Here is a 19,621-nt window from a genome sequence, read left to right as displayed (position 1 = left end):
AGTAAAAATGGCTGGATGAAAATCCAGTCATTTTGTGTTATCAGTAGATTTAATCACTATATGGGATTAGGCAATGTCAGATAAAAATAATTTAACAATAAGAGAGTATCTTGCTGAACAGCATGTATTTACGCTTTGTACCTCTTCCAGTCAGGATTTATGGTGCGCAAGCTGCTTTTATGTATTTGATGCTGATAGCATGGCACTCTGGTTTATGACTGAAGTCAATACCCGCCACGGGCAGCTGATGCAGAAAAACCCCATTGTTGCAGGCACTGTGGCTGAACAAATCCATAACGTTGCTGAAATCAAAGGTGTTCAATTTCGCGGTGAAGTGATCCCGCTGACAGGTGAGGCGGAAGCTGTGGCCAGAAAGCGTTACTGTCACCATTTTCCTGTCGCTCTGGCAAGCAAGTCACCCATTTGGCAACTTAATCTTAATGAAATAAAAATGGTGGATAATACTCTTGGTTTTGGCACTAAATTGCATTGGCAACGCCAAAATAATTAACGTAAATAGTGAATGACCTGATTGCGGCTACCACGCCAAATTAGTGTGGGATCAGACAACGCCTGCTCAAACTTACCATCAACCAGCACATGAATATAGCGGATGACTTCTTGCTGGATGTCACTTAACTCATTGAAGACATAACCCGTCCACAGCCAGATATCTTTATCCGGACACTCTTCTCTGACATGCTTAACCAGCCTCAGTATGGCGGGAATATTATGGGGATGCAGAGGATCACCTCCGGATAACGATAATCCTTGCCGCCTTATGCGCTGGTCTTTCAAATCAGAAATAATCTGTTCTTCGGTTGCTGGTGTGAAAGCTTGGCCTGAATCCACGCGCCAAGTGCTTTGGTTATAGCAACCACGACATTGATGCAAACAGCCTGATACAAACAGCGTACAGCGGGTTCCCGGGCCATTGACGACATCAACCGGATAATATTGATGATAATTCATGACATTAATCCATCCGACCATTCCTGAGATGTTTCACCCGGCGTTTTACTTCTTCCTGTTTACCTGCATTGAAGGGGCGGGCATCAGGGCTGCCCAAGTAACCACAAACACGGCGGATGACGGAAACATGGGCAGGATCATGATTGCCACATTGAGGGCAGGTAAATCCTTTGCTGGTACAAGTAAATTCTCCCGTAAAACCACATTGGTAACACTCATCAATGGGGGTATTGGTTCCATAGTAAGGAACACGCGAATAGCTGTAATCCCAAACATCTTCTAATGCTTTTAAATTATGTTGCAGATTAGGGTATTCGCCGTAACAGATAAAACCGCCATTTGCCAGTGGCGGATATTTTGCCTCAAAATCCAGTTTATCGTAGGGATTGACCTTCTTTTCTACATCCAAATGGAAGCTATTGGTGTAATAGCCTTTATCCGTGACCCCCTGGACCACGCCAAATTCAGCGGTATCCAGACGACAGAAACGGTCACACAAGTTTTCACTTGGGGTACTGTAGAGACTGAATCCATAGCCGGTTTCATGTTTCCATTGGTCAACAGCCTCACGTAACCGTTTGACAATGGAAAGCGCTTTTTGCTGACGTTGTTCATCATCAAAGAGATGAGGATGGTTGCCATATAACGCATTTATCGTTTCATGGATACCGATATATCCCAACGAAATAGAGGCACGGCCCTGTTTGAAAATCCCGGCAATATTGTCATCCGCTTTCAGCCGAACGCCACAGGCTCCTTCCATATAGAGAATAGGTGCAACACGAGCCTTCGTCTTTTCGAGGCGGGAAATTCTTGTCATCAGCGCTTTTTTAGCCATCACCAAACGCTGCTCCAGAATCGCCCAGAATTTCGCCTCATGACCTTTGGCTTCGAGCGCAATGCGGGGCAGATTAAGGCTGATCACACCTAAGTTATTGCGCCCCTCATGCAATTGCTGACCATTCTCTTCATAAACACCGAGAAAACTGCGGCAACCCATTGGCGTTTTAAATGAGCCGGTCACCTTAACCACTTGATCATAATTGAGGATATCGGGATACATCCGCTTACTGGCACATTCCAGCGCAAGTAATTTAATATCATAGTGGGGATCACCAAATCGGTGATTCAACCCATCACGAATGGCGAAAACCAATTTAGGAAACACAGCGGTCTTGTGGTTTTTCCCCAAACCGGCAATGCGGTTGCGCAGAATAGAAATCTGAATCAGACGAGACTCTTTTGACGTGCCCAGCCCGAAGCCAAATGTGACAAATGGTGTCTGCCCATTGGCGGTATGCAGTGTATTGACCTCGTATTCCAGAGACTGAAAAGCGTCATAGCACTCTTTTTCGGTTCGGGCTTCTGCGTAGGCGGCCTGATCTGCAATTTCCCACTCTTTGGCAATGGCCAGATGTTTGTCATAACTGGCTTTTACGAAAGGCGCCAAGACTTCATCAATGCGATTGATCGTTGTGCCACCATAAATATGGCTGGCAACTTGCGCGATGATCTGAGCGGTGACCGCTGTCGCAGTAGAGATGGATTTGGGCGGTTCAATCTCTGCGTTACCCATCTTAAAGCCATGGGTTAACATACCTTGCAAGTCAATCAGCATGCAGTTGAACATAGGGAAAAAAGGGGCGTAATCCAGATCATGATAATGAATTTCTCCCTTTTCATGCGCCATTACCACATCACGGGGCAACATATGCTGTTTGGCATACTGTCTGGCGACGATCCCAGCCAATAAATCGCGTTGGGTTGGGATGACTTTACTGTCTTTATTGGCATTTTCATTAAGCAGGGAAAAATGATTTTGTTCGATCAGGCCACGGATCTCTTGATCTAGCTGATCGTGCCATGTATGTGAATTCACGGTAAAGCTCCTCGATATATTATCCACAGGCGAAAATGACATGACAGCGTGTTTTGGTTATATGTGGATAATCTTGTGCATAAACACTATATATAGGTGTGTTTAAATATTTAAGCACAATATATGGATTTTTTAATCCAATATACCACCCACAAAGTTGATCTGAGACAAAGAAAAGGAAAATTGTCAGGAAAAGGGAAAAGAGGGAAGGAAAAAGAAAAATGGCTGGCCCGAAATAACAACCCTGACACAAATATGTTCAGGGTTGTGGAAAACAGAAATCAGCGGCGGACAGCCATCGCTTCGATTTCGATTTTCACATCTTTTGGCAGACGGGCCACTTCAACACATGAACGTGCAGGGAATGGCGCATTATGCTCATTAAAGAATGCTTCATAAGCCGCATTTACTGTTGCAAAGTCGTTCAGATCTTTAACGAACACAGTGGTTTTTACGATATCAGCGACTTTCAGGCCAGATTGCTCGATGATCGCTTTCACATTTTTCAGAGACTGGCGGGCTTGAGCGGTAATATCGTCAGGGATAGCACCGGTTTTCGGATCGACAGGGATCTGACCGGAAGTGATCACCATACTGCCAAGATCAACACCCTGAACATAAGGGCCAATTGCCGCTGGGGCATTATCGGTATGAATAGAACGTGACATTAGAAACTCCTGTTTAGCGTCTGAGTAAAAAATTCGATGAGATCGCCATTATAGTGATCTCAAATCCGGTATCAATTGATACCGGATTTGACTATACGGGTTTGAGCTATCGCTGTATTAGCTGCGCATGGCAGTTTAGGCTGACGATTAGTCGTTCTTGATAACGGCTTGGCGATCAAATTCTTTTTCACAATATTTACAAAGCAGTACAACATCATTTTTTGCTTTCAGCACGCGGAAACTGCTGTTGACCGGCTCATTGTGACTGATGCAGTTGCTGTTTGGGCAAACAAGAATACTGTCGATGCATTCTGGCAGATTGATTGGCATCTTATTAACCACAACATAGTTTTCAATATTATTGATTGTGGCATGGGGAGCATATATAGCGAGCTGGTTTGCCTGCTGTTCCGTCAGGAAAGTATTTTCAATCTTGATCAGATCCTTTCTGCCCAAATGATTGGAAGGCAGATTCAGGCCGATGGTAATGCGCTGGTCTGTTTCAGTCAGTTTGAACAGCGATAATAACTTAAAGCCGACATGAGCTGGAATGTGGTCGATAACGGTGCCACATTTAATGGCTTCTACTTGTAGTTGATGATCTTGGGTCATGTTGTGTCATTCCAAATATTAGGAGGATCAAGGAAAACGCCTTATTCTGTCACAGACCATTTGGCATTTCATCTGATTAACCTTTTAATTTTAAAGATGATTTAACCTATTGATTAAATAAAATTTAATGGCATCGGCTTTTGTTGTTAATCTGTGAAAATCTTTCTTAAAATGTACCGTGTTCAAACATAACGATAACGAATTGGATAGTGATTGATACCCTATTTCACAGGTTTCAAATCGTACCTCTCAAAATAGCAGGTTGAAAAATGAAGCAGATTGATACAGATAAAAATCCCGCAGAAAAAATCGTGCCGGAAAAAGATGCTGACTGGTCGCTCATTAATAAAATCCCTATTCATGAATGCCATGAACCTTTAGTTTTCATTACTGATACGGAAAAGTTAAAACAGAAACCGGTCTATTTTCTGGATGGAATAAAAGGCTCGATTGAACACGGCTTAGTAAGGAAAAGTGTTGCGGAAAAATTGACTCTGGTATCACAACTGCTCCCTGACCATTTAGGGTTATTGATATTGGATGGCTGGCGCTCCCGGGAAGTTCAGCAAGCATTGCAGGAGAAAACGCAGGCAGATATTGCAGCGCAATTTGCCGGCTTGCCCCCTGAAGAACAGCAACGGATGTTGCAGAAATTTGTCGCTCCGGCCCCCGTGGATGCGAATCAAGTTCTCCCTCATTTAACGGGAGGAGCGGTTGATGTCACTCTTTTTGATCGGGAAACGGGCCATGCCCTGAACTTGGGGACTGAATTTGATGAAGTGAGTGAGCGCTCTTATACCGTCGCATTAGAAGCCGATCCAGACAAAAATATGCCGGCAACCTTATATCGCCGATTACTGTATCAGGCCATGACGCAAGCAGGCTTTAGCAATTACCCGACAGAATGGTGGCATTATGATTACGGCAATTCTTTATGGGCATTTTATAAAAATCAGACGGCTCTTTATGGTGCGGTAGACTCGAGCATGGCACGATAGACGATAGCGTAATCGATAAAATAACATCTTAGGCAAGATCCCATGATCAACACCCTTATCACTGCCGACAATTCATTGATGCTCTGGGCCTTTATTATGATGACCGTTGCGGCTGCCATTCTGTCTGAACAGCATTTCAAATGGGCATCTAAAATTCCGGGTTCAGTGATTGCCCTGATCATTGCAATTGTGGCTTCAAACCTGCATATCATTCCTGCCGAAGCCCCCGCCTATGATGTTGTCTGGGAATATATCCTGCCACTGGCGATCCCTTTACTGTTATTTAAAACCAACTTACAACGCATTATCAGAGAAAGCGGGCGACTGCTGATCCTGTTTTTGATTTCTTCCATTGCCACCATGACGGGAGCCATCATCGCTTTCCACCTGTTCAGGGCATACATTCCTGAATTGGATAAAATCAGCGGCATGATTTCTGCTTCCTACACAGGGGGCGGTGTTAACTTCGTCGCAATGGCAGCCAAGCTGGACACATCCCAAGGTATGGTGGTATCCACCATCGTCGCCGATAATTTTATGATGGCAGGTTATTTTATTATCCTGATAGTCTTATCTGGCTGGAAAGTGGCGAGAAATATCTGGGGCAGTCCCTATACAGATGAAGTTGAAAATAGCCCCGCATTTGATAAATCCCAAACGATGGCAGCTGCCTATTGGCAGCCCAAAAATATCGCCCTGAAAGACATAGCATCATCGTTGGCATGGTCAATCTTTATCGTGGCGTTGTCATTTCATCTCTCAGCATGGTCAAAAGCCCTGTTGGGGCAACCCAATAATCTTTTTCAGGAGTTAATTTTCAGCCTGATCACCGATAAATACCTGCTCCTGACCACGGTGACGTTTATTATCGTTTCAATATTTAAAGAAACATTCAGCAAACTGAATGGCACACAAGAGCTGGGAACTTATGCCATTTACATGTTTTTTGTTGTGATTGGCATACCGGCATCCGTTCATGCCATCCTCAGCCATGCACCTCTGCTGTTTGGCTTTGTGTTTGTCATTGCCATGATAAACCTGATGCTGACCTTTGCGGCAGGGAAAATATTTAAATTCAGCCTTGAAGAAAATATTCTTGCGTGCAACGCCAATATTGGCGGGCCAACAACGGCGGCGGCAATGGCTATCAGCCGTGGCTGGAATAATCTGGTTGGCCCGATTATGGTGATTGGCACGGTGGGGTATGTGATTGGTAACTACGTGGGCACATTTGTTTATTTTATTGTGAGTCATGGGGGATGATAATAACGCTATTTTCTTCTTTGATAATCTTTGAGGAAAATCAGGAAGGAAATAATTTATAAAATAGGTTGAATGCAATTTATTTTGATGGGTTGAAATTCAGGAACAGTTTGGAAATAGTGCAGAAGGTAATGCAGGAAACAGTGATATATCGGCACCTGATAATATCAAAAAATTGCACATGACGATAAAAGTTTAACACTATGAATCCAATTAAAATCATGTTACTAAGTTCTTTGTTTCTTTCTGCATCCACAAGTTATGCTGCCTTTAATGGCAAGGAAGCGGAACAGCTTGAAATCATCAATCATCACAGTGAAATCAAGCTGAAAAACCTGCAGAGCAGGAAGGACAAATCAGTGGCACATGCAATCACGCTAAATCCGGAAAATAGTGCGCTTATCAAAGAATTGGAAGCGAGCTGGGATAATATGATAGCGAAGAAATGCTTGCTGGAAACGATTGAATCCGCCAATACCGATGCGGAAATAGCAGAAAAAAACGGGTGCCTGATAAAGGAATATGAAGCGGAAGCTATTTATTTTGAAAATATGCTGCCATAGTATCAAGGTTCTATTCTGAGCCTTTTAAAATGGGTGTTTAGGATAAATTATGGATAAGGTGATGGTTCTTTATTTTTTGCATATTATTTAATTTAAATACCCATGTTATTCAATTTTCATTAAATATTATTTTTTAATATAAAAATATAAACGAAGTTAATAATATTATTTTTTTACTATTAAACGATATCAAAAAATGTCGATAAATCGAATCAGAAATACGATTACACTTAACGTTCGGTTTTTTCGCATCATAACAATGGAATAACTACCACAATAAGCGAATAGGAGTATGATTACCAAGACGTGGTCATCGTTTGGCTTCTGATTTTATCGCGAAGCATGGCTGCTTGGTTCGCCCCTATGATTGCTGCGGTGGTCATCCGCCAATGCCAATGGATGAAATCGGCGTTATTGGTTTTTCTGTAACCAATTGGTTTATTTATAAATAATGACCAGTTTGGTGTCGACGACGACATAAAAAAATAGAGATTTTCATGAAATTCAAATCCAAAATAAAACCTTACCACTCAGCGGCTGGTGGTTGGGGATCACTGGAGGCAACAACCCGCTTTGTCTTTGATAGCAAACAAGCCCTGAAAAATATGGTTAACCTGATGCGCATGAACAAGCCCAAAGGCTTTGATTGTCCGGGATGTGCATGGGGAGATGATAATAAAAGCCTGTTCAGTTTTTGTGAAAATGGCGCTAAGGCGGTCACATGGGAAGCAACCCACCGCTATATTGATCGGACATTTTTTGCAACTCACAGCGTCAGTAAACTTTACCAGCAAAGTGATTATTTCCTTGAATATCAAGGGCGGGTTGTTGAGCCGTTGAGCTACAACCCACAAACGGATCACTATGAGCCGATTAGCTGGGATGACGCTTTTGCGCTGATCGCCTGCCATATCAATGCGATGGATAATCCCGATCAGCTTGAGCTCTATACTTCTGGCCGAGCCAGTAATGAAGCCTCATGGCTGTACCAGTTGTTTGGCCGCGTGCTGGGAACGAATAACTTCCCTGATTGTTCCAACATGTGCCATGAAGCCAGCGGTTTCGGCATGTTACAAAGCTTGGGGGTGGGGAAAGGAACAATCCGGCTGCAAGATTTCGATCATGCGGATGCCATTTTTGTCTTTGGCCAGAACCCCGGCACAAACCACCCGCGAATGCTGCATAGCCTGAGACATGCGGCTGAACACGGAGCGCGCATTGTGACCTTCAATACATTGCGTGAACGAGGTTTGGAACGTTTCGCAGATCCACAAAAACCCCTTGAAGTGGTGACTTCAAGGGCGGGAGAAATTAGCCATCGCTACTACCAACCTAAATTAGGTGGTGATATGGCCGCGGTGCGGGGAATGGTTAAGGCGCTTCTGGAAACGCATAATGCACGGCTGGCTGATGGTCAACCGGGCATTTTTGATAGGGAGTTTATTAACACTTATACCAAAGGTGTGGAAGCCTACTTGCAAGAAGTCGCTGAGACAGAATGGTCGTTTATTGAGGCTCAATCCGGATTGTCTGAAACACAGTTGCGGGAAGCGGCGGCGATTTACCAGAACGCAGAGCGTGTGATTTGCACTTGGGCAATGGGGATCACTCAACATAAACACTCTTTGGCGACCGTGCGTGAAATAGTCAATTTGCAATTGTTGTTTGGTCAGTTGGGGAAACCCGGTGCAGGGCTTTGCCCCGTGCGCGGTCACAGTAATGTGCAGGGCAATCGGACGATGGGGATTAATGAACAACCCAACAAGCCTTTCTTGGATAGCTTGGCCGCCCATTTTGGATTCGAACCTCCCCGTGCCCACGGGCATAACGTTGTGGAAGCCCTGAGTGCGATGTTGCGTGATGAGGTTAAGGTGTTGATTGCATTGGGTGGAAACCTTGCGGCGGCAGCGCCGGATAGCCCGCGCACCGAAGAAGCGTTGAAACATTGCGATCTGACCGTGCATATCAGTACAAAACTAAACCGGAGTCATCTGGTTACGGGCAAAAAAGGGGCGCTTATCCTGCCAACGTTGGGGCGTACCGAACGGGATATTCAGGCTACCGGCCCACAATTTGTGACAGTAGAAGACTCTTTCAGTATGGTTCATGCGTCAGAAGGCGTGAATAAACCGCTGTTTGATACCCAGCGTTCTGAAACCTCAATTATTGCAGGTATTGCTGACGCAACGGTTGGTCATCTCGAAACGATTAACTGGCTGGAACTGGCGGGTGATTACAATAAAATCCGCGACCATATTGCAGCAACCATCCCCGGATTTGATGATTTCAATAAAAAATGTGAACAAGCGGGAGGGTTTTATCTCGGGAATGCGGCGGCGGAATTACGCTTTGCAACGGCAAGCCAAAAAGCAGAATTCAGCCATGCGGCTCTGCCGAACACCTTATTTCCCCAAATTGCACTTGCAGACGTTCCTTTCACATTGCAGACCTTGCGTTCCCATGACCAGTACAACACCACCATTTATGGTTTGGATGACCGGTACCGTGGGGTTTACGGGCAACGGGAAGTGTTATTTATGAACCCGGAAGATATTGCACAATCGGGCTATCAGGCCGGTGATTTGGTGGATATCGAAACAATATGGAATGACGGAGTCCCGCGTAAAGTGTTTGGCTTCAAATTAGTGCCTTATTCCATTCCCCGTGGGAACCTCGCCGCTTACTACCCTGAAACGAACCCTTTAGTCCCAATGGAAAGTATTGGGGATGGAACCGGCACACCCACGTCAAAATCTGTGCCAGTGAAACTGTCTCTCACTGAACAGGATAAATCTAAATTTTCTCGCCTTATCTAATGGTTAATCAATAATCAGAAAAACACCCATTCTGGCCCGGCTTAGCCGGGCTGATTAGCGACACCATTTTCATTCTGAATGCACTAAAACGGTTTCTATGAGTTATCCGCCTCTTCCGTTGCCAGATGGCTATCCTGTTTTTCCAATGTATCTTTAATTGTGGATTCTGTATCTGTCGGTTGTCTGGTATGTGACCAGATATATCCTTCAGGGCGTTCGAAATCGACTTCGCTGACGGCATCTTTGCCATGCACTAAGAACTTAACGATAAATGAACAGATTTCAATTTGCGCAGGGCGTTTTCTCCACCGCCATTTTTTCCATTGCCATTGTGGAAATAGACCGACATACCATTGAAGGGCCTTAGGGGACATATGACAGTTGAAGAGTTTGATCCCAACGGGTATTTGTCGGGGAAAATGTTCATTCCAATAATTAAATTTAACTTGTGAATAACGTGTTGCATGAACCTGAAAGAGGCCCCAGGTAAAGATGATTTGCCGTTCACGATCAATGACTGTTAAATGTTCGCGCCAAAAGAAACCAAAATAGAGAATAAAAGGAATAAAAAAACAAAAACATCCCGAATTTTTCTGCATAGTCGGAGACAGTGTAAGTATTTTCACCGAGATAATGATAATGCAAGCGATAATAGAGATAAGCCCAGTCAGGAAGGGGATCATCGACATTCAGCCCCAGGCCATTGATAAATTTAAGCCCGTCCAGTGAAGGGGAAAGGTCATCCCGCAAGTGAAAATTATCGCCGTACTCTATTCTTACGCTTTGCACGTCCTTCAGGATCTCTGGCTCTTCCCAGCCTTTTGTTCGGTTGTAATTCTCAACATTGTGGTTAAAAACGAGAATACACAGCAACAGCGCCAGAAATAATAACGAAAATCGCAGGACAGGCCGGCGGCTGCGCAGAACACAATATCTGTCATTGATACTTTTTAAGGGCGCAAATGCCTTTAATTCCCGCCGATTTTTGGGTTTCATGGGCATTTCCAATAACGCCTTTTCTGCGTCAATGAGATAAGTATGGGACAAATATGCGGATAGTGATGAGGATTTTGTTGCAAGAGAGGGGGAGGGCGCGGTTTCTCCTGCATCTAACGCGGCAAGAATACGGGCCATTTGTTTATCAAAATCACCGGGTTTTCTTTCTTCGCGCCAAAAACGAGAAGGTTTAATTAACCCATAACAACTCTCGGCGATAGCCTCTTTGCCGTTGCAAAGGTATTGAACCATAAAAATATAGGGAGCCAGTGCCTTCTTTCTGATATCTGTCTCATTAAGTGAGATGAGCACATTGGGGCGAAACAGATATTGAAGCAACTTTTGATTTTTATCCTGAGTATATAGCCCTAATGCTGTGATTAATTTAGTTTCTGCTATTTTGTAGTCATACTGAAACATATTGACCTGAGAATAACGGGAAACAAAAACGTTTCCTTTATGCCAAGTAAAAATAATCTGACGTTTTCGATCAATAAAGAGTGGTGGGGGAAGCGGATGGAAATAATAGAGATAAAAAGGAAGCGAAAAACAGATCAGAAGCAGGAGGAACATCAAAATATTGAGGATCTGGTATGTCAGTTTATGTTCAGAGTAACTGTAGCGATAATGAAGCTCAGTCCAGAAAGAACGTGTTTTTTCATCGTCGACATACCGTGCAAACGCCATATTCTCAGGTAAAGTCGGCAGAAGATAATAGTGTTCTCCGTATTTTTTCTTGGCCAGCGTCACTTGAGCTTTAATTTTTTTATAATGATTCAATTGCTGTTCTTCAAAGGCCGTATAATAAAATAAGCCAAAAATCAGAGATAAAATAACGAGAGAAAAGCAGAGGAATTCATAGTGTAAACTCTGTCCTGCACGTTGTATGGAGCAGACATCATCATCAATGCCGGTGAGTGGAATAAATCCTTTCAATGCTGCCTGATCGTACTTGGCAAACGGTATTTTCAGCAATTCTATTTTTCTATCGACAAATGGTTTGGCCGGAATGGCATATTTGGAGATCTTTAATCTTTTAAACCAATTCATGGCAGTGTGTTTTCCTTATTTATTTTTCTGTTTATCCAGCTCCGCCAGAATACTTTCCAGTTGCGCATCAAAATCAGCGGGTTTCTTATCCCTGAATAAGAACAGGGCGGGGAAGCGTTTAGATTAAGAGGGTTTTCACCCGTAAAAGGCGGGCAGGGATACGAGGTTATTTCCAGAGAGCCGGTATCAATTGGCAAGGGTTCACTGATATCTTGCGTATTCAGCACAATAATCGGTTGTTCTCCATAGATTTTTTCAACGTTCAGGATTAATTGTTTTTCCAAATGGCGACAAGTACCCAGATATTGTAAAAAGGGAGTATTTTCTCATATTGGCCTTCGTCAGCCTGTAACGAATGCAATATATGATCCGATAACTGAACCAATGCCTGATGTTGATTTTGGGCATGAGTCAGAGCATGAGCCAAGTAATGCCGCGGCTTTTGCTGTTCTGAACCTTGATAGCTATATGAAAATTCGTCTACCCAAATATGTTCATATTGTTGATGGCAATTTTTTTTCCTTTGCATAAGTGCATATCATCAATTTATTTATCGTCGTAATGTTTATCAATTTGGCGGGTGCTTTTAATTACAGAGTAAGATAACGATGAAAAACTGACGTTATCGAAACACAGGATAATAACTTAATTTTATGGCAGGTTAAAATAAGAAAAGGGCTTTTAAATACACATGTATTTTAAATTGACTATTTATAATTTAATTATTTCATCTTGTTAATTTTTATTTTTATAAAAATAAAAACATGCTTTGAATTAAATAATATTATGACCAAGGGTAATTACCCTCAATCATAATATTAATGGCTATTTATTTTTATTAACTGTCCATAACCACTTCTTCATTCAAGACCAATGATAATAATGCCTGACGGGCGAAAATCCCGTTACCTGCTTGTTGGAAATAGTAAGCATAAGGCGTTTTATCAACATCCACTGTGATCTCATCAATACGTGGCAGAGGATGCAGCACTTTCAGGTTCTCTTTGACGTTTGCCAAGTCTGCCGCGCGCAGAACAAATTGCGCTTTGATATTGGCATATTCTGAAGGATCAAGGCGCTCTTTCTGAACACGGGTCATGTACAGAATATCCAGCTCTGGTAGGACGTCTTCAAAGTTAGTGTGGAGGCTGTAACTGACTTGTTTCTCTTCCAGCATATGCAGGATATAGCTTGGCATTGCCAGCGCATCCGGCGCGATAAAGCAGAAATGGTTGCCATTGAATTTCGCCAGTGCCTGAGTCAGGGAGTGAACGGTACGGCCGTATTTCAAATCCCCGACCATGGCAATTTTCAGGTTTTCCAGCCGGCCCTGGGTTTCCTGAATGGTGAACAGGTCCAACAACGTTTGGGTTGGATGCTGGTTTGCACCATCGCCGGCGTTGATGACAGGGATATCACCGGAAAATTCAGAAGCCAGCCGTGCCGCCCCTTCTTGTGGGTGACGCATCACAATCGCATCGGCATATTGGCTGATGATGGAAATGGTATCTGCCAACGTTTCTCCCTTTTTGCCCAATGACGTATTGCTGCTGTCAGCAAAACCAACAACAGAAGCGCCGAGTCGCTGAATGGCGGTTTCAAAAGAGAGGCGGGTACGCGTGGAAGCTTCAAAGAAGCAGCTTGCGATCACCTTGTGTTTCAGTAATTCAGTCTGTGGATTGGCTTTCAATGCAGCTGCCGTCTGCAATACCAATTCCAGATCTGCGCGGTTCAGATCATTAATTGAAATGATATGCTTGCGATATAACGGATTAGCCATGTGTACATTCCTCTTTTATGACTCGAGCCTTCGACGGGTCGGGCAAAAAAAAGCCCCTCAATTGAGGGGCTTTTTAAATGTTTGGTTAAGCAATGGGAAAAACAATACGCCCACGCTGCCAGCAGACAGTGTTTCGTTAACTTGATGTTTTGTAACGGCCTTGACAGCGCACTCTTTCATGTTTTCTCCCAGCAAATCGTCGCGCATTATACTCACGATAGCATTCACCGCAAGGTTTGCCGGAAGAAATTTTTGTTTTAACGGGTTATATCGCCCAAGGGTTGAAACTATTCGTTTTTATTTGCTTCTATTCGTTTCTGTCACCCAAACTGATGGCCATTCTGTTCAATGCATTCATTAAGGCAATGGCGGCGGTTAAATCAACAATTTCTTTTTCCGTAAAGACGCCATCAAGGCGGATTTTGATCTCATCCAACACATTTTGTCTGGGATTTGTTGTCAGGGCTTCAGCCCATTCCAGCGCCAGTTTTTCTTTTGGCGTGTAAATACTGGAATTGAACCATGCGGGCAGTTTATCCAGTTTTGCTGGTGCCAAACCATGATTTTGCCGGAGCATTTCAGCATGGAGGTGACAACAATAGGCACAGGCATTAATTTGGGATACCCGTGTTTCCACCAGCAGAATCAGTGCCTGATCCAGTTCAGAGGCATGGATTTTTTCATAGCTTTTATATAACGGATGAATGATTTCAGGTGAAACTTGTGCGTAATTCATGGCTATTCTTCCTCTCTTCCAGTTTATACCCAATGGATTTCAAAACTGCTGACCGCTGATCCTTGGGAACAATTCTCGGGAGTCATCGGTAATCTCATGCTTTTTATTCTTCCATATTAAAGGTTAAAACCACCGACTTTAGTCGGTCAGCTTTAGCTGCGATACTGTGTTGCACGGGAGGTGCAACATGGATTACAGATATGGCAGCCACACGGTATTTAATATCGAATATCATTTTGTGTGGGTAACAAAATACAGGTACAAGGTGCTGACGGGTGAAGTCGGTATTCGGGTGCGAGAGTTAGTCCGTCAGACGTGTGAAGCATTTGAAATCAGAATATTAAGTGGTGTCGTGAGCCAAGATCATGTTCACATATTGGTGAATAGTCCGCCGACATTAGCACCCTCAGAAATCATGAGGAGGCTGAAAAGGAGGACAGCGAGTAAGTTGTTTGAGGAGTTTACTCATCTGAAAAAACGCTATTGGGGTCAGCATTTTTGGGGCAGAGGCTATTTTTGTGCCACGGTGGGTCAGTTAACAGAAGAAATGATTGAGGCTTATCTTGCCCACCATTTTGAACCGAACCCAAATGATAATTTCAAGATGGACGATTGACGCATCGTTCAGCCGATGCGTATCCGGACTTTCAGTCCGTTAATCACTAACCCACCGACTTTAGTCGGTGGTTGTTGAGTTTTCGCTATATTTGGTACAAGCGGTAGGCCCAAAAACGGTGAATTTTGATGTACCACGAAATGGATAAACCTCTTGATTTACAGTTAGACCGATTGTCAAAAATATCCTTATCTGAACAAATTCATATTGGGATCACCAAGGCGATTGAAAAAGGGATAAAGCGTCACCCTGTCCAGAACCGCGACAGGAAAATACTACGCTTCCCTACTCTGTGATGATGAAGCCGAAACGCCAGCGAAACAAAATGGCGGAAATGCCACTGAATAAGAGTCTATGGCATTGTCCCGAATGTGGCGTGTGATACCAATGCGGCCCTCAACATCCGACAGAAGGGCATACTGGAATTACAGGCGGCGGGGAGCAGTCACGTTCTCACCGGGAACACGGCAAAATCTTTAGCCAGATCGGTATTGGGGAATATTTCCCGGCATTCCGCCAATAACCGCGGGCAATCTTCAACGCCATAACGTCCGCTGATATGGGTGGCGATAAAGTGTTTTGCCTTGGCATCACGGGCCAGTGCTGCGGCCTGTTTGGTGGTGGAATGGCCCCGTTCATTGGCTTTTTCGGCAAAGGCATCTTCCAATGTGATTTCATGTACCATCACATCAACATTGGCCGCCATTTTCAGGGCTTCCGGCGTTGGTTCAGTATCCCCGAAAATGGCCAGTGATTTACCCCGGATCGGCACACCTAAATAATCTTTACCACAAATGGTACGGCCATCTTCCAGGGTGATTGTGCCGCCTTGTTTTAATGCCTGCATCCACGGGCCACGGGGGATGGCGTCCTGATCCAGTTTCTGGGTATCCAGTGCACCGGCTTTATCATGTTCTTCAATGCGATAGCCATAACATTCCACGCGATGGTTTAAAGCGTAAGCCGTGACTTTCAGCTCACCATCATCAAATAACGGCCCTGCCTGAACTTCGGTAATGTCCAGAGGATAGGTCAGAAAAGAGCTGCTCAGTTGCAGTGAAGTTTCCACAAACTGGCGTATGCCGGTCGGGCCATATAAGGTAAGCGGGTCGGTAGAGCCGCCCATTGAGCGGCTGCACAGCAAACCGGGCAAACCAAAGATATGATCCCCGTGCAGGTGAGTGATAAAAATTTTCTCCAGTTTGGAGATCTTGACCGAAGAATGGAGGATCTGATGTTGTGTTCCTTCCCCGCAATCAAACATCCACAATGCATTGCGGGTGCCCTGCAAATCGAGGATCAGGCTGGTGACGTTACGCTCTTTAGTGGGAACGCCGGCGCTGGTGCCTAAAAATTTCAGTTCCATAGTTTCAGTTCCATAATGTGATTATCCTAACCATGTTGAAGGCTTTCCCAATCCAGACCGAATCGGGCAAGATACTTGCGTAGTCTATCGGCATCATTGGGCCGTTTTTTATGTTGGCGGGAAACGGCGAAAAGTTTGCGTCCCGCTTCCGATAAGCTGGTGGATTCTCGGCAGATCGTAATCACAGTTTCCAGCTGCTGGCGATCGAACAGATCAATGTCGGGCAGGTGGTCAGGCAATAAAGCGGAGTGCCGCCCACCATGCCAACTTTTTTTCAAACGTGTGATTTCTTCTTCTGCCAAAGATTGATTGATGCGCCCATTTTCGGCAAATGTTGCCATCCGCGTGATGGAAGCGCTGAGTTCACGAAAGTTGCCCCGCCATTGCGCCTGTTCAGAGCAGGCAAAATGCAGGTAAATTTTTCTTGCTTCTTTATCAAAACGAACCTGTGTTTGCTGCATTTGAGCATAGCGGGCAAGTTCATAATCAATGTTGGGTTCAATATCTTCACGGCGTTGTGCCAGACCGGGCAGTTGATATGTCCACATATTGATGCGGGCATATAAATCTTCGCGGAATTTCCCTTGAGCGACCCAATCCTGTAAGTCACGATGTGTACCGGCAATTAATTGGAAATCACTGTAAACCGCCTTGTCGGAGCCATAAGGCAGGAAATGTTTTTCTTCAATGGCTTTCAGCAACATCGCTTGTTCATCCAATCCGAGTTCAGCCACTTCGTCAAGAAACAGAATGCCGTTATCTGCTTCACGGAGCAATCCTGCGCGTGGCTGAATGGCGCCCGTAAATGCCCCTTTGACGTGTCCGAACAGGGTAGACATGGCATTGTCACCCCGCAGGGTAGCGCAATTCACCTCGACAAACTGCCCTTTGATTAAATGGCGCGATTGCCGCAACTGGTAGATCCGGCGTGCGAGGAAAGATTTGCCCGCTCCCGTAGGCCCTGTCAGCAAAATGGGGGCAGCAGAGCGCAAGGCGACGCGTTCAACTTGGTCTATCAAATGGTTAAAGTTAGCATTGCGTGTTGCGATGCCTGATTTCAGAAACGCCACCTGCTCCTGTTGTTCCCGCAGAAAGCGGCTGGTCAGTGTCGTATAACGGCTGAGATCTAAATCGATGATTGTGTAAACACCTTCGGGATGGATCTCATCACCCTGATTATTGGGGGCGGTTTGAAGCAATTGAGCTGGTAAATAACGGGCTTCCGTGAGTAAGAACCAGCAAATTTGGGCAACGTGGGTGCCGGTGGTGATATGGACCAGATATTCTTCATTTTCGATATCGAAAGGGTAGCGAACGGCAAAATCCAGCAATGCCGTATAAACTTCTTCGAAATCCCATGGATTTTCAATTTGAATTTCATGCAACACCACTTTTGTTTGTGGTGACACCTGCTCAATATCCTCTTTAACCCTCTCCGCCAAAACAGAATCATTGGATTGGTAAAGCAGTTCCAGCCTATCAACCGGTAATTCCGGCTGCTGGCACATTCCGACGGTTGGCCGCCATTTTGCCCATCGATTGGCTTTCTTGCCGCGCCTGTCTAATTTAGTTCCCAAAATCCCGATGGCCACTCTGCGTTTCATTGTCTTCTCTGTGTTTTATTTATCTGAATTTATAAACAACGATAGGGAAAGATAAAGAAATCTAACCATAAAAACCATCACTAAAAACAACCTGAAATAAAAATAATTATTTTTCAAATAGATAAAAAATATTTCTGTTTTTTTCCGAAGTTGGCACGTAATTGGCAATAACTAGGGAGTCATACGCTGAAATAGCACGGATTCAAAATCCAGCCGGTGCATGGGTGATGGCATGAGCCATTACGCCGTATGTATTCCGTCAGTGTATAGACAATGGTCGAATAACATTCAGGGTTTAATTGGGTTCGAATCCCAAATTCGAAACATGAAATACCTTTTACTTTCCCAGTAAAACACATTGAAAAAAAAGAAATAAAATCCTGTGGTTGCCTGTTGAGAACCACCATTTTGAAAGCTCGGCAGATGTTGCTGAGCTAAGGGCAGAATACTGAGCTACCGCAGTTGGGTACCTGTGTATTCCCTCCTTGGCCTCGCCCTGATGCTCAGTTTTCAGAATGTAAGGGAAGATAAAAATAAGAAGGAAAATAATAATGATCAAAAAAATAAAAATATTGCAGGGACAAATAGGTTTATTGGCAAAAAAATCTGAATACCAACAGATTTTGGTGGCTGGCGAATACCGCTTCTATGATTGGTTTAACAAACTGAAAGTGACGATTTTTGATCTGAATGGAAATGAAATTGAGACAAAACGGGCAGAGCACTTGCGTCAGTATTATTCCTCTTGGATAGGGCAGTATTGCGACGATATACAGCTTGCCGAAGATGAGCTGGGATTGTTGTATGAACATGATTTGCTGATGGAGATCCTCCCTCCTGCAACACGCCGTTTGTATTGGAAAAATGGTAATCCGCGTCGCATTGTGAAGTTCAAAACTTCAGAGCTGGAAGTATCACCAGAGCTGGTTTCCCTATTGACGGCCTCCATGTCACGCAAGCACAGCGTGAAAGGGTGGGACAGTGTTTTGATTGCTCAAATCCCAGCTTGGCATCTGGGTATTTTAAAAGTGGATGGCACGGTGCAGGAACTCTTGCAGCCGGGAATAAAAGGTTACTGGCGGGTCGGGTATGACGTTGCAGTAGAAATTATCGATACCCGTTTACAGTCGCTGGAAGTGAGCGGGCAAGAAATTTTAACGCGTGACAAAGTAAATCTGCGCATCAATTTATCCGCTAACTGGCGTTATCACGATGTATTGATGGCTTACGGACAACTCAGTGAGCCTGTGGCTTATCTGTATCGGGAGTTGCAATTCGCATTGCGGGAAGTGGTCGGAACCCGTTCGCTGGATGAGCTGTTGGAAAACAAACAAGTCATTGATGAATTGGTCAGTCAGCAACTTCTGGAAATCACCCAAAATTTTGGGCTGGAAGTGGCCTCTCTGGGGGTAAAAGACATTATTTTGCCCGGCGATATGAAGGCCATTTTATCGCAGGTTGTTGAGGCAGAAAAATCCGCACAGGCGAATGTGATCCGGCGCCGGGAAGAAACAGCGGCGACCCGCTCTCTGCTGAATACCGCGAAGGTGATGGAAAACAATCCCATTGCCTTACGGCTAAAGGAGCTGGAAACATTGGAAAGTATTGCAGAGCGCATTAATCAGATTTCGGTATATGGCGGTTTAGATCAGGTTCTAAACGGATTGGTACACATTAAAGGAGAACAAAAATGACAACGACA

General features: G+C 44.4%; 20 protein-coding genes and 2 pseudogenes. 9 read left to right on the top strand and 13 right to left on the bottom strand.

What is annotated here, in order from left to right:
* The first annotated feature begins 73 nt into the window (after positions 1-73).
* Complete coding sequence (locus tag Xsze_RS02450; protein WP_038237613.1) at positions 74-511, top strand: YhbP family protein; 438 nt, start codon at positions 74-76, stop codon at positions 509-511.
* On the opposite strand, the gene nrdG is transcribed toward Xsze_RS02450, so the two are convergent.
* From nrdG to pyrI, 4 genes are all read right to left on the bottom strand, one after another.
* Entirely contained in the window at positions 508-972 is a 465-nt protein-coding gene (nrdG, locus tag Xsze_RS02445) for an anaerobic ribonucleoside-triphosphate reductase-activating protein (protein ID WP_038237700.1), read from the bottom strand. The genes Xsze_RS02450 and nrdG overlap by 4 nt on opposite strands.
* Before the next feature lie 4 nt (positions 973-976).
* Positions 977-2,893 (bottom strand): anaerobic ribonucleoside-triphosphate reductase, encoded by a 1,917-nt coding sequence (gene nrdD, locus Xsze_RS02440; RefSeq protein WP_051462378.1) that lies wholly within the window; start codon positions 2,891-2,893, stop codon positions 977-979.
* Positions 2,894-3,132: 239 nt separating this feature from the next.
* A complete protein-coding gene (gene ridA, locus Xsze_RS02430) occupies positions 3,133-3,519 on the bottom strand; it encodes a 2-iminobutanoate/2-iminopropanoate deaminase (RefSeq protein WP_038237609.1) in 387 nt (128 codons plus the stop codon).
* 147 nt (positions 3,520-3,666) lie between these two features.
* The gene (pyrI, locus tag Xsze_RS02425; protein WP_038237607.1) at positions 3,667-4,131 is read right to left on the bottom strand and encodes an aspartate carbamoyltransferase regulatory subunit; all 465 of its coding nucleotides are present in this window, start codon (positions 4,129-4,131) and stop codon (positions 3,667-3,669) included.
* A 269-nt stretch (positions 4,132-4,400) separates the two neighbouring features.
* Between pyrI and Xsze_RS02420 the strand changes: the two genes are divergently transcribed.
* The 4 genes from Xsze_RS02420 to Xsze_RS02405 all read left to right on the top strand — a co-directional run bounded on the left by Xsze_RS02420 (position 4,401) and on the right by Xsze_RS02405 (position 9,771).
* A complete protein-coding gene (locus Xsze_RS02420) occupies positions 4,401-5,129 on the top strand; it encodes a M15 family metallopeptidase (protein WP_051462377.1) in 729 nt (242 codons plus the stop codon).
* 42 nt (positions 5,130-5,171) lie between these two features.
* Positions 5,172-6,392 carry a DUF819 family protein gene (locus tag Xsze_RS02415; protein ID WP_176553639.1) on the top strand — a complete coding sequence of 407 codons (1,221 nt, stop codon included), beginning with the start codon at positions 5,172-5,174 and terminating at the stop codon, positions 6,390-6,392.
* Positions 6,393-6,595: 203 nt separating this feature from the next.
* On the top strand, positions 6,596-6,955 hold the full coding sequence (locus tag Xsze_RS02410) for a hypothetical protein (RefSeq protein WP_038237604.1): 360 nt from the start codon (positions 6,596-6,598) through the stop codon (positions 6,953-6,955).
* Between the two features lie 497 nt (positions 6,956-7,452).
* Positions 7,453-9,771, top strand: coding sequence for an FdhF/YdeP family oxidoreductase (locus Xsze_RS02405; protein ID WP_038237602.1), 2,319 nt, complete (start codon positions 7,453-7,455; stop codon positions 9,769-9,771).
* Between the two features lie 95 nt (positions 9,772-9,866).
* Here Xsze_RS02405 and Xsze_RS02400 read toward each other — a convergent pair whose 3' ends face one another.
* From Xsze_RS02400 to Xsze_RS02375, 7 genes are all read right to left on the bottom strand, one after another.
* On the bottom strand, positions 9,867-10,145 hold the full coding sequence (locus tag Xsze_RS02400) for a hypothetical protein (protein WP_038237599.1): 279 nt from the start codon (positions 10,143-10,145) through the stop codon (positions 9,867-9,869).
* A gap of 136 nt (positions 10,146-10,281) precedes the next feature.
* Positions 10,282-11,817, bottom strand: coding sequence for a hypothetical protein (locus Xsze_RS02395; RefSeq protein ID WP_038237596.1), 1,536 nt, complete (start codon positions 11,815-11,817; stop codon positions 10,282-10,284).
* Complete coding sequence (locus Xsze_RS02390; protein ID WP_038237594.1) at positions 11,814-12,101, bottom strand: hypothetical protein; 288 nt, start codon at positions 12,099-12,101, stop codon at positions 11,814-11,816. Before Xsze_RS02390 ends, Xsze_RS02395 begins: the two co-directional genes overlap by 4 nt.
* Positions 12,086-12,346, bottom strand: coding sequence for a hypothetical protein (locus Xsze_RS02385; protein ID WP_038237592.1), 261 nt, complete (start codon positions 12,344-12,346; stop codon positions 12,086-12,088). The genes Xsze_RS02390 and Xsze_RS02385 overlap by 16 nt, the downstream gene beginning before the upstream one ends.
* Positions 12,347-12,655: 309 nt before the next feature.
* Positions 12,656-13,597, bottom strand: a complete 942-nt coding sequence (pyrB, locus tag Xsze_RS02380) for an aspartate carbamoyltransferase (protein WP_038237590.1) — start codon at positions 13,595-13,597, stop codon at positions 12,656-12,658.
* A 57-nt stretch (positions 13,598-13,654) separates the two neighbouring features.
* Entirely contained in the window at positions 13,655-13,813 is a 159-nt protein-coding gene (locus Xsze_RS22060; RefSeq protein ID WP_156935880.1) for a hypothetical protein, read from the bottom strand.
* A gap of 91 nt (positions 13,814-13,904) precedes the next feature.
* Positions 13,905-14,333: a carboxymuconolactone decarboxylase family protein gene (locus tag Xsze_RS02375; protein ID WP_038237587.1), complete on the bottom strand. Its 429-nt coding sequence runs from the start codon at positions 14,331-14,333 to the stop codon at positions 13,905-13,907.
* A 187-nt stretch (positions 14,334-14,520) separates the two neighbouring features.
* On the opposite strand from Xsze_RS02375, the gene tnpA reads away from it, so the two are divergent.
* The 3 genes and pseudogenes from tnpA to Xsze_RS22550 form a co-directional block, all read left to right on the top strand.
* A complete protein-coding gene (gene tnpA / locus Xsze_RS02370; RefSeq protein ID WP_099138321.1) occupies positions 14,521-14,949 on the top strand; it encodes an IS200/IS605 family transposase in 429 nt (142 codons plus the stop codon).
* Positions 14,950-15,189: 240 nt separating this feature from the next.
* Positions 15,190-15,270: pseudogene (locus Xsze_RS23285) on the top strand (RNA-guided endonuclease InsQ/TnpB family protein); the annotation flags it as partial.
* Positions 15,269-15,497: pseudogene (locus Xsze_RS22550) on the top strand (hypothetical protein); the annotation flags it as partial. The pseudogenes Xsze_RS23285 and Xsze_RS22550, both read left to right, overlap by 2 nt.
* Here the strand turns inward: Xsze_RS22550 and rnz are convergent.
* Positions 15,395-16,315, bottom strand: a complete 921-nt coding sequence (rnz, locus tag Xsze_RS02360; protein WP_038240389.1) for a ribonuclease Z — start codon at positions 16,313-16,315, stop codon at positions 15,395-15,397. The pseudogene Xsze_RS22550 and the gene rnz sit on opposite strands and share 103 nt — an antisense overlap.
* A gap of 26 nt (positions 16,316-16,341) precedes the next feature.
* The gene (rtcR, locus tag Xsze_RS02355) at positions 16,342-17,919 is read right to left on the bottom strand and encodes an RNA repair transcriptional activator RtcR (RefSeq protein ID WP_038240387.1); all 1,578 of its coding nucleotides are present in this window, start codon (positions 17,917-17,919) and stop codon (positions 16,342-16,344) included.
* A 551-nt stretch (positions 17,920-18,470) separates the two neighbouring features.
* Here rtcR and Xsze_RS02350 point away from each other — a divergent pair.
* Positions 18,471-19,613: a slipin family protein gene (locus Xsze_RS02350; RefSeq protein ID WP_038240385.1), complete on the top strand. Its 1,143-nt coding sequence runs from the start codon at positions 18,471-18,473 to the stop codon at positions 19,611-19,613.
* The last annotated feature ends 8 nt before the right edge of the window (positions 19,614-19,621 follow it).

The organism is Xenorhabdus szentirmaii DSM 16338 (assembly GCF_002632585.1).
In the GTDB taxonomy this organism is placed as follows: Bacteria; Pseudomonadota; Gammaproteobacteria; order Enterobacterales; family Enterobacteriaceae; genus Xenorhabdus; species Xenorhabdus szentirmaii.
Note: the sequence above shows the minus strand (reverse complement) of the source record. Positions and strands in the feature narration are given on the sequence as shown.

Coding starts and splice junctions, on each gene's coding strand:
- Xsze_RS02450 (WP_038237613.1), top strand. CDS start 74: ATGTCAGATAAAAATAATTTAACAATAAGAGAGTATCTTGCTGAACAG.
- nrdG (WP_038237700.1), bottom strand. CDS start 972: ATGAATTATCATCAATATTATCCGGTTGATGTCGTCAATGGCCCGGGA.
- nrdD (WP_051462378.1), bottom strand. CDS start 2,893: ATGTCATTTTCGCCTGTGGATAATATATCGAGGAGCTTTACCGTGAAT.
- ridA (WP_038237609.1), bottom strand. CDS start 3,519: ATGTCACGTTCTATTCATACCGATAATGCCCCAGCGGCAATTGGCCCT.
- pyrI (WP_038237607.1), bottom strand. CDS start 4,131: ATGACCCAAGATCATCAACTACAAGTAGAAGCCATTAAATGTGGCACC.
- Xsze_RS02420 (WP_051462377.1), top strand. CDS start 4,401: ATGAAGCAGATTGATACAGATAAAAATCCCGCAGAAAAAATCGTGCCG.
- Xsze_RS02415 (WP_176553639.1), top strand. CDS start 5,172: ATGATCAACACCCTTATCACTGCCGACAATTCATTGATGCTCTGGGCC.
- Xsze_RS02410 (WP_038237604.1), top strand. CDS start 6,596: ATGAATCCAATTAAAATCATGTTACTAAGTTCTTTGTTTCTTTCTGCA.
- Xsze_RS02405 (WP_038237602.1), top strand. CDS start 7,453: ATGAAATTCAAATCCAAAATAAAACCTTACCACTCAGCGGCTGGTGGT.
- Xsze_RS02400 (WP_038237599.1), bottom strand. CDS start 10,145: ATGTCCCCTAAGGCCCTTCAATGGTATGTCGGTCTATTTCCACAATGG.
- Xsze_RS02395 (WP_038237596.1), bottom strand. CDS start 11,817: ATGAATTGGTTTAAAAGATTAAAGATCTCCAAATATGCCATTCCGGCC.
- Xsze_RS02385 (WP_038237592.1), bottom strand. CDS start 12,346: ATGCAAAGGAAAAAAAATTGCCATCAACAATATGAACATATTTGGGTA.
- pyrB (WP_038237590.1), bottom strand. CDS start 13,597: ATGGCTAATCCGTTATATCGCAAGCATATCATTTCAATTAATGATCTG.
- Xsze_RS02375 (WP_038237587.1), bottom strand. CDS start 14,333: ATGAATTACGCACAAGTTTCACCTGAAATCATTCATCCGTTATATAAA.
- tnpA (WP_099138321.1), top strand. CDS start 14,521: ATGGATTACAGATATGGCAGCCACACGGTATTTAATATCGAATATCAT.
- rnz (WP_038240389.1), bottom strand. CDS start 16,315: ATGGAACTGAAATTTTTAGGCACCAGCGCCGGCGTTCCCACTAAAGAG.
- rtcR (WP_038240387.1), bottom strand. CDS start 17,919: ATGAAACGCAGAGTGGCCATCGGGATTTTGGGAACTAAATTAGACAGG.
- Xsze_RS02350 (WP_038240385.1), top strand. CDS start 18,471: ATGATCAAAAAAATAAAAATATTGCAGGGACAAATAGGTTTATTGGCA.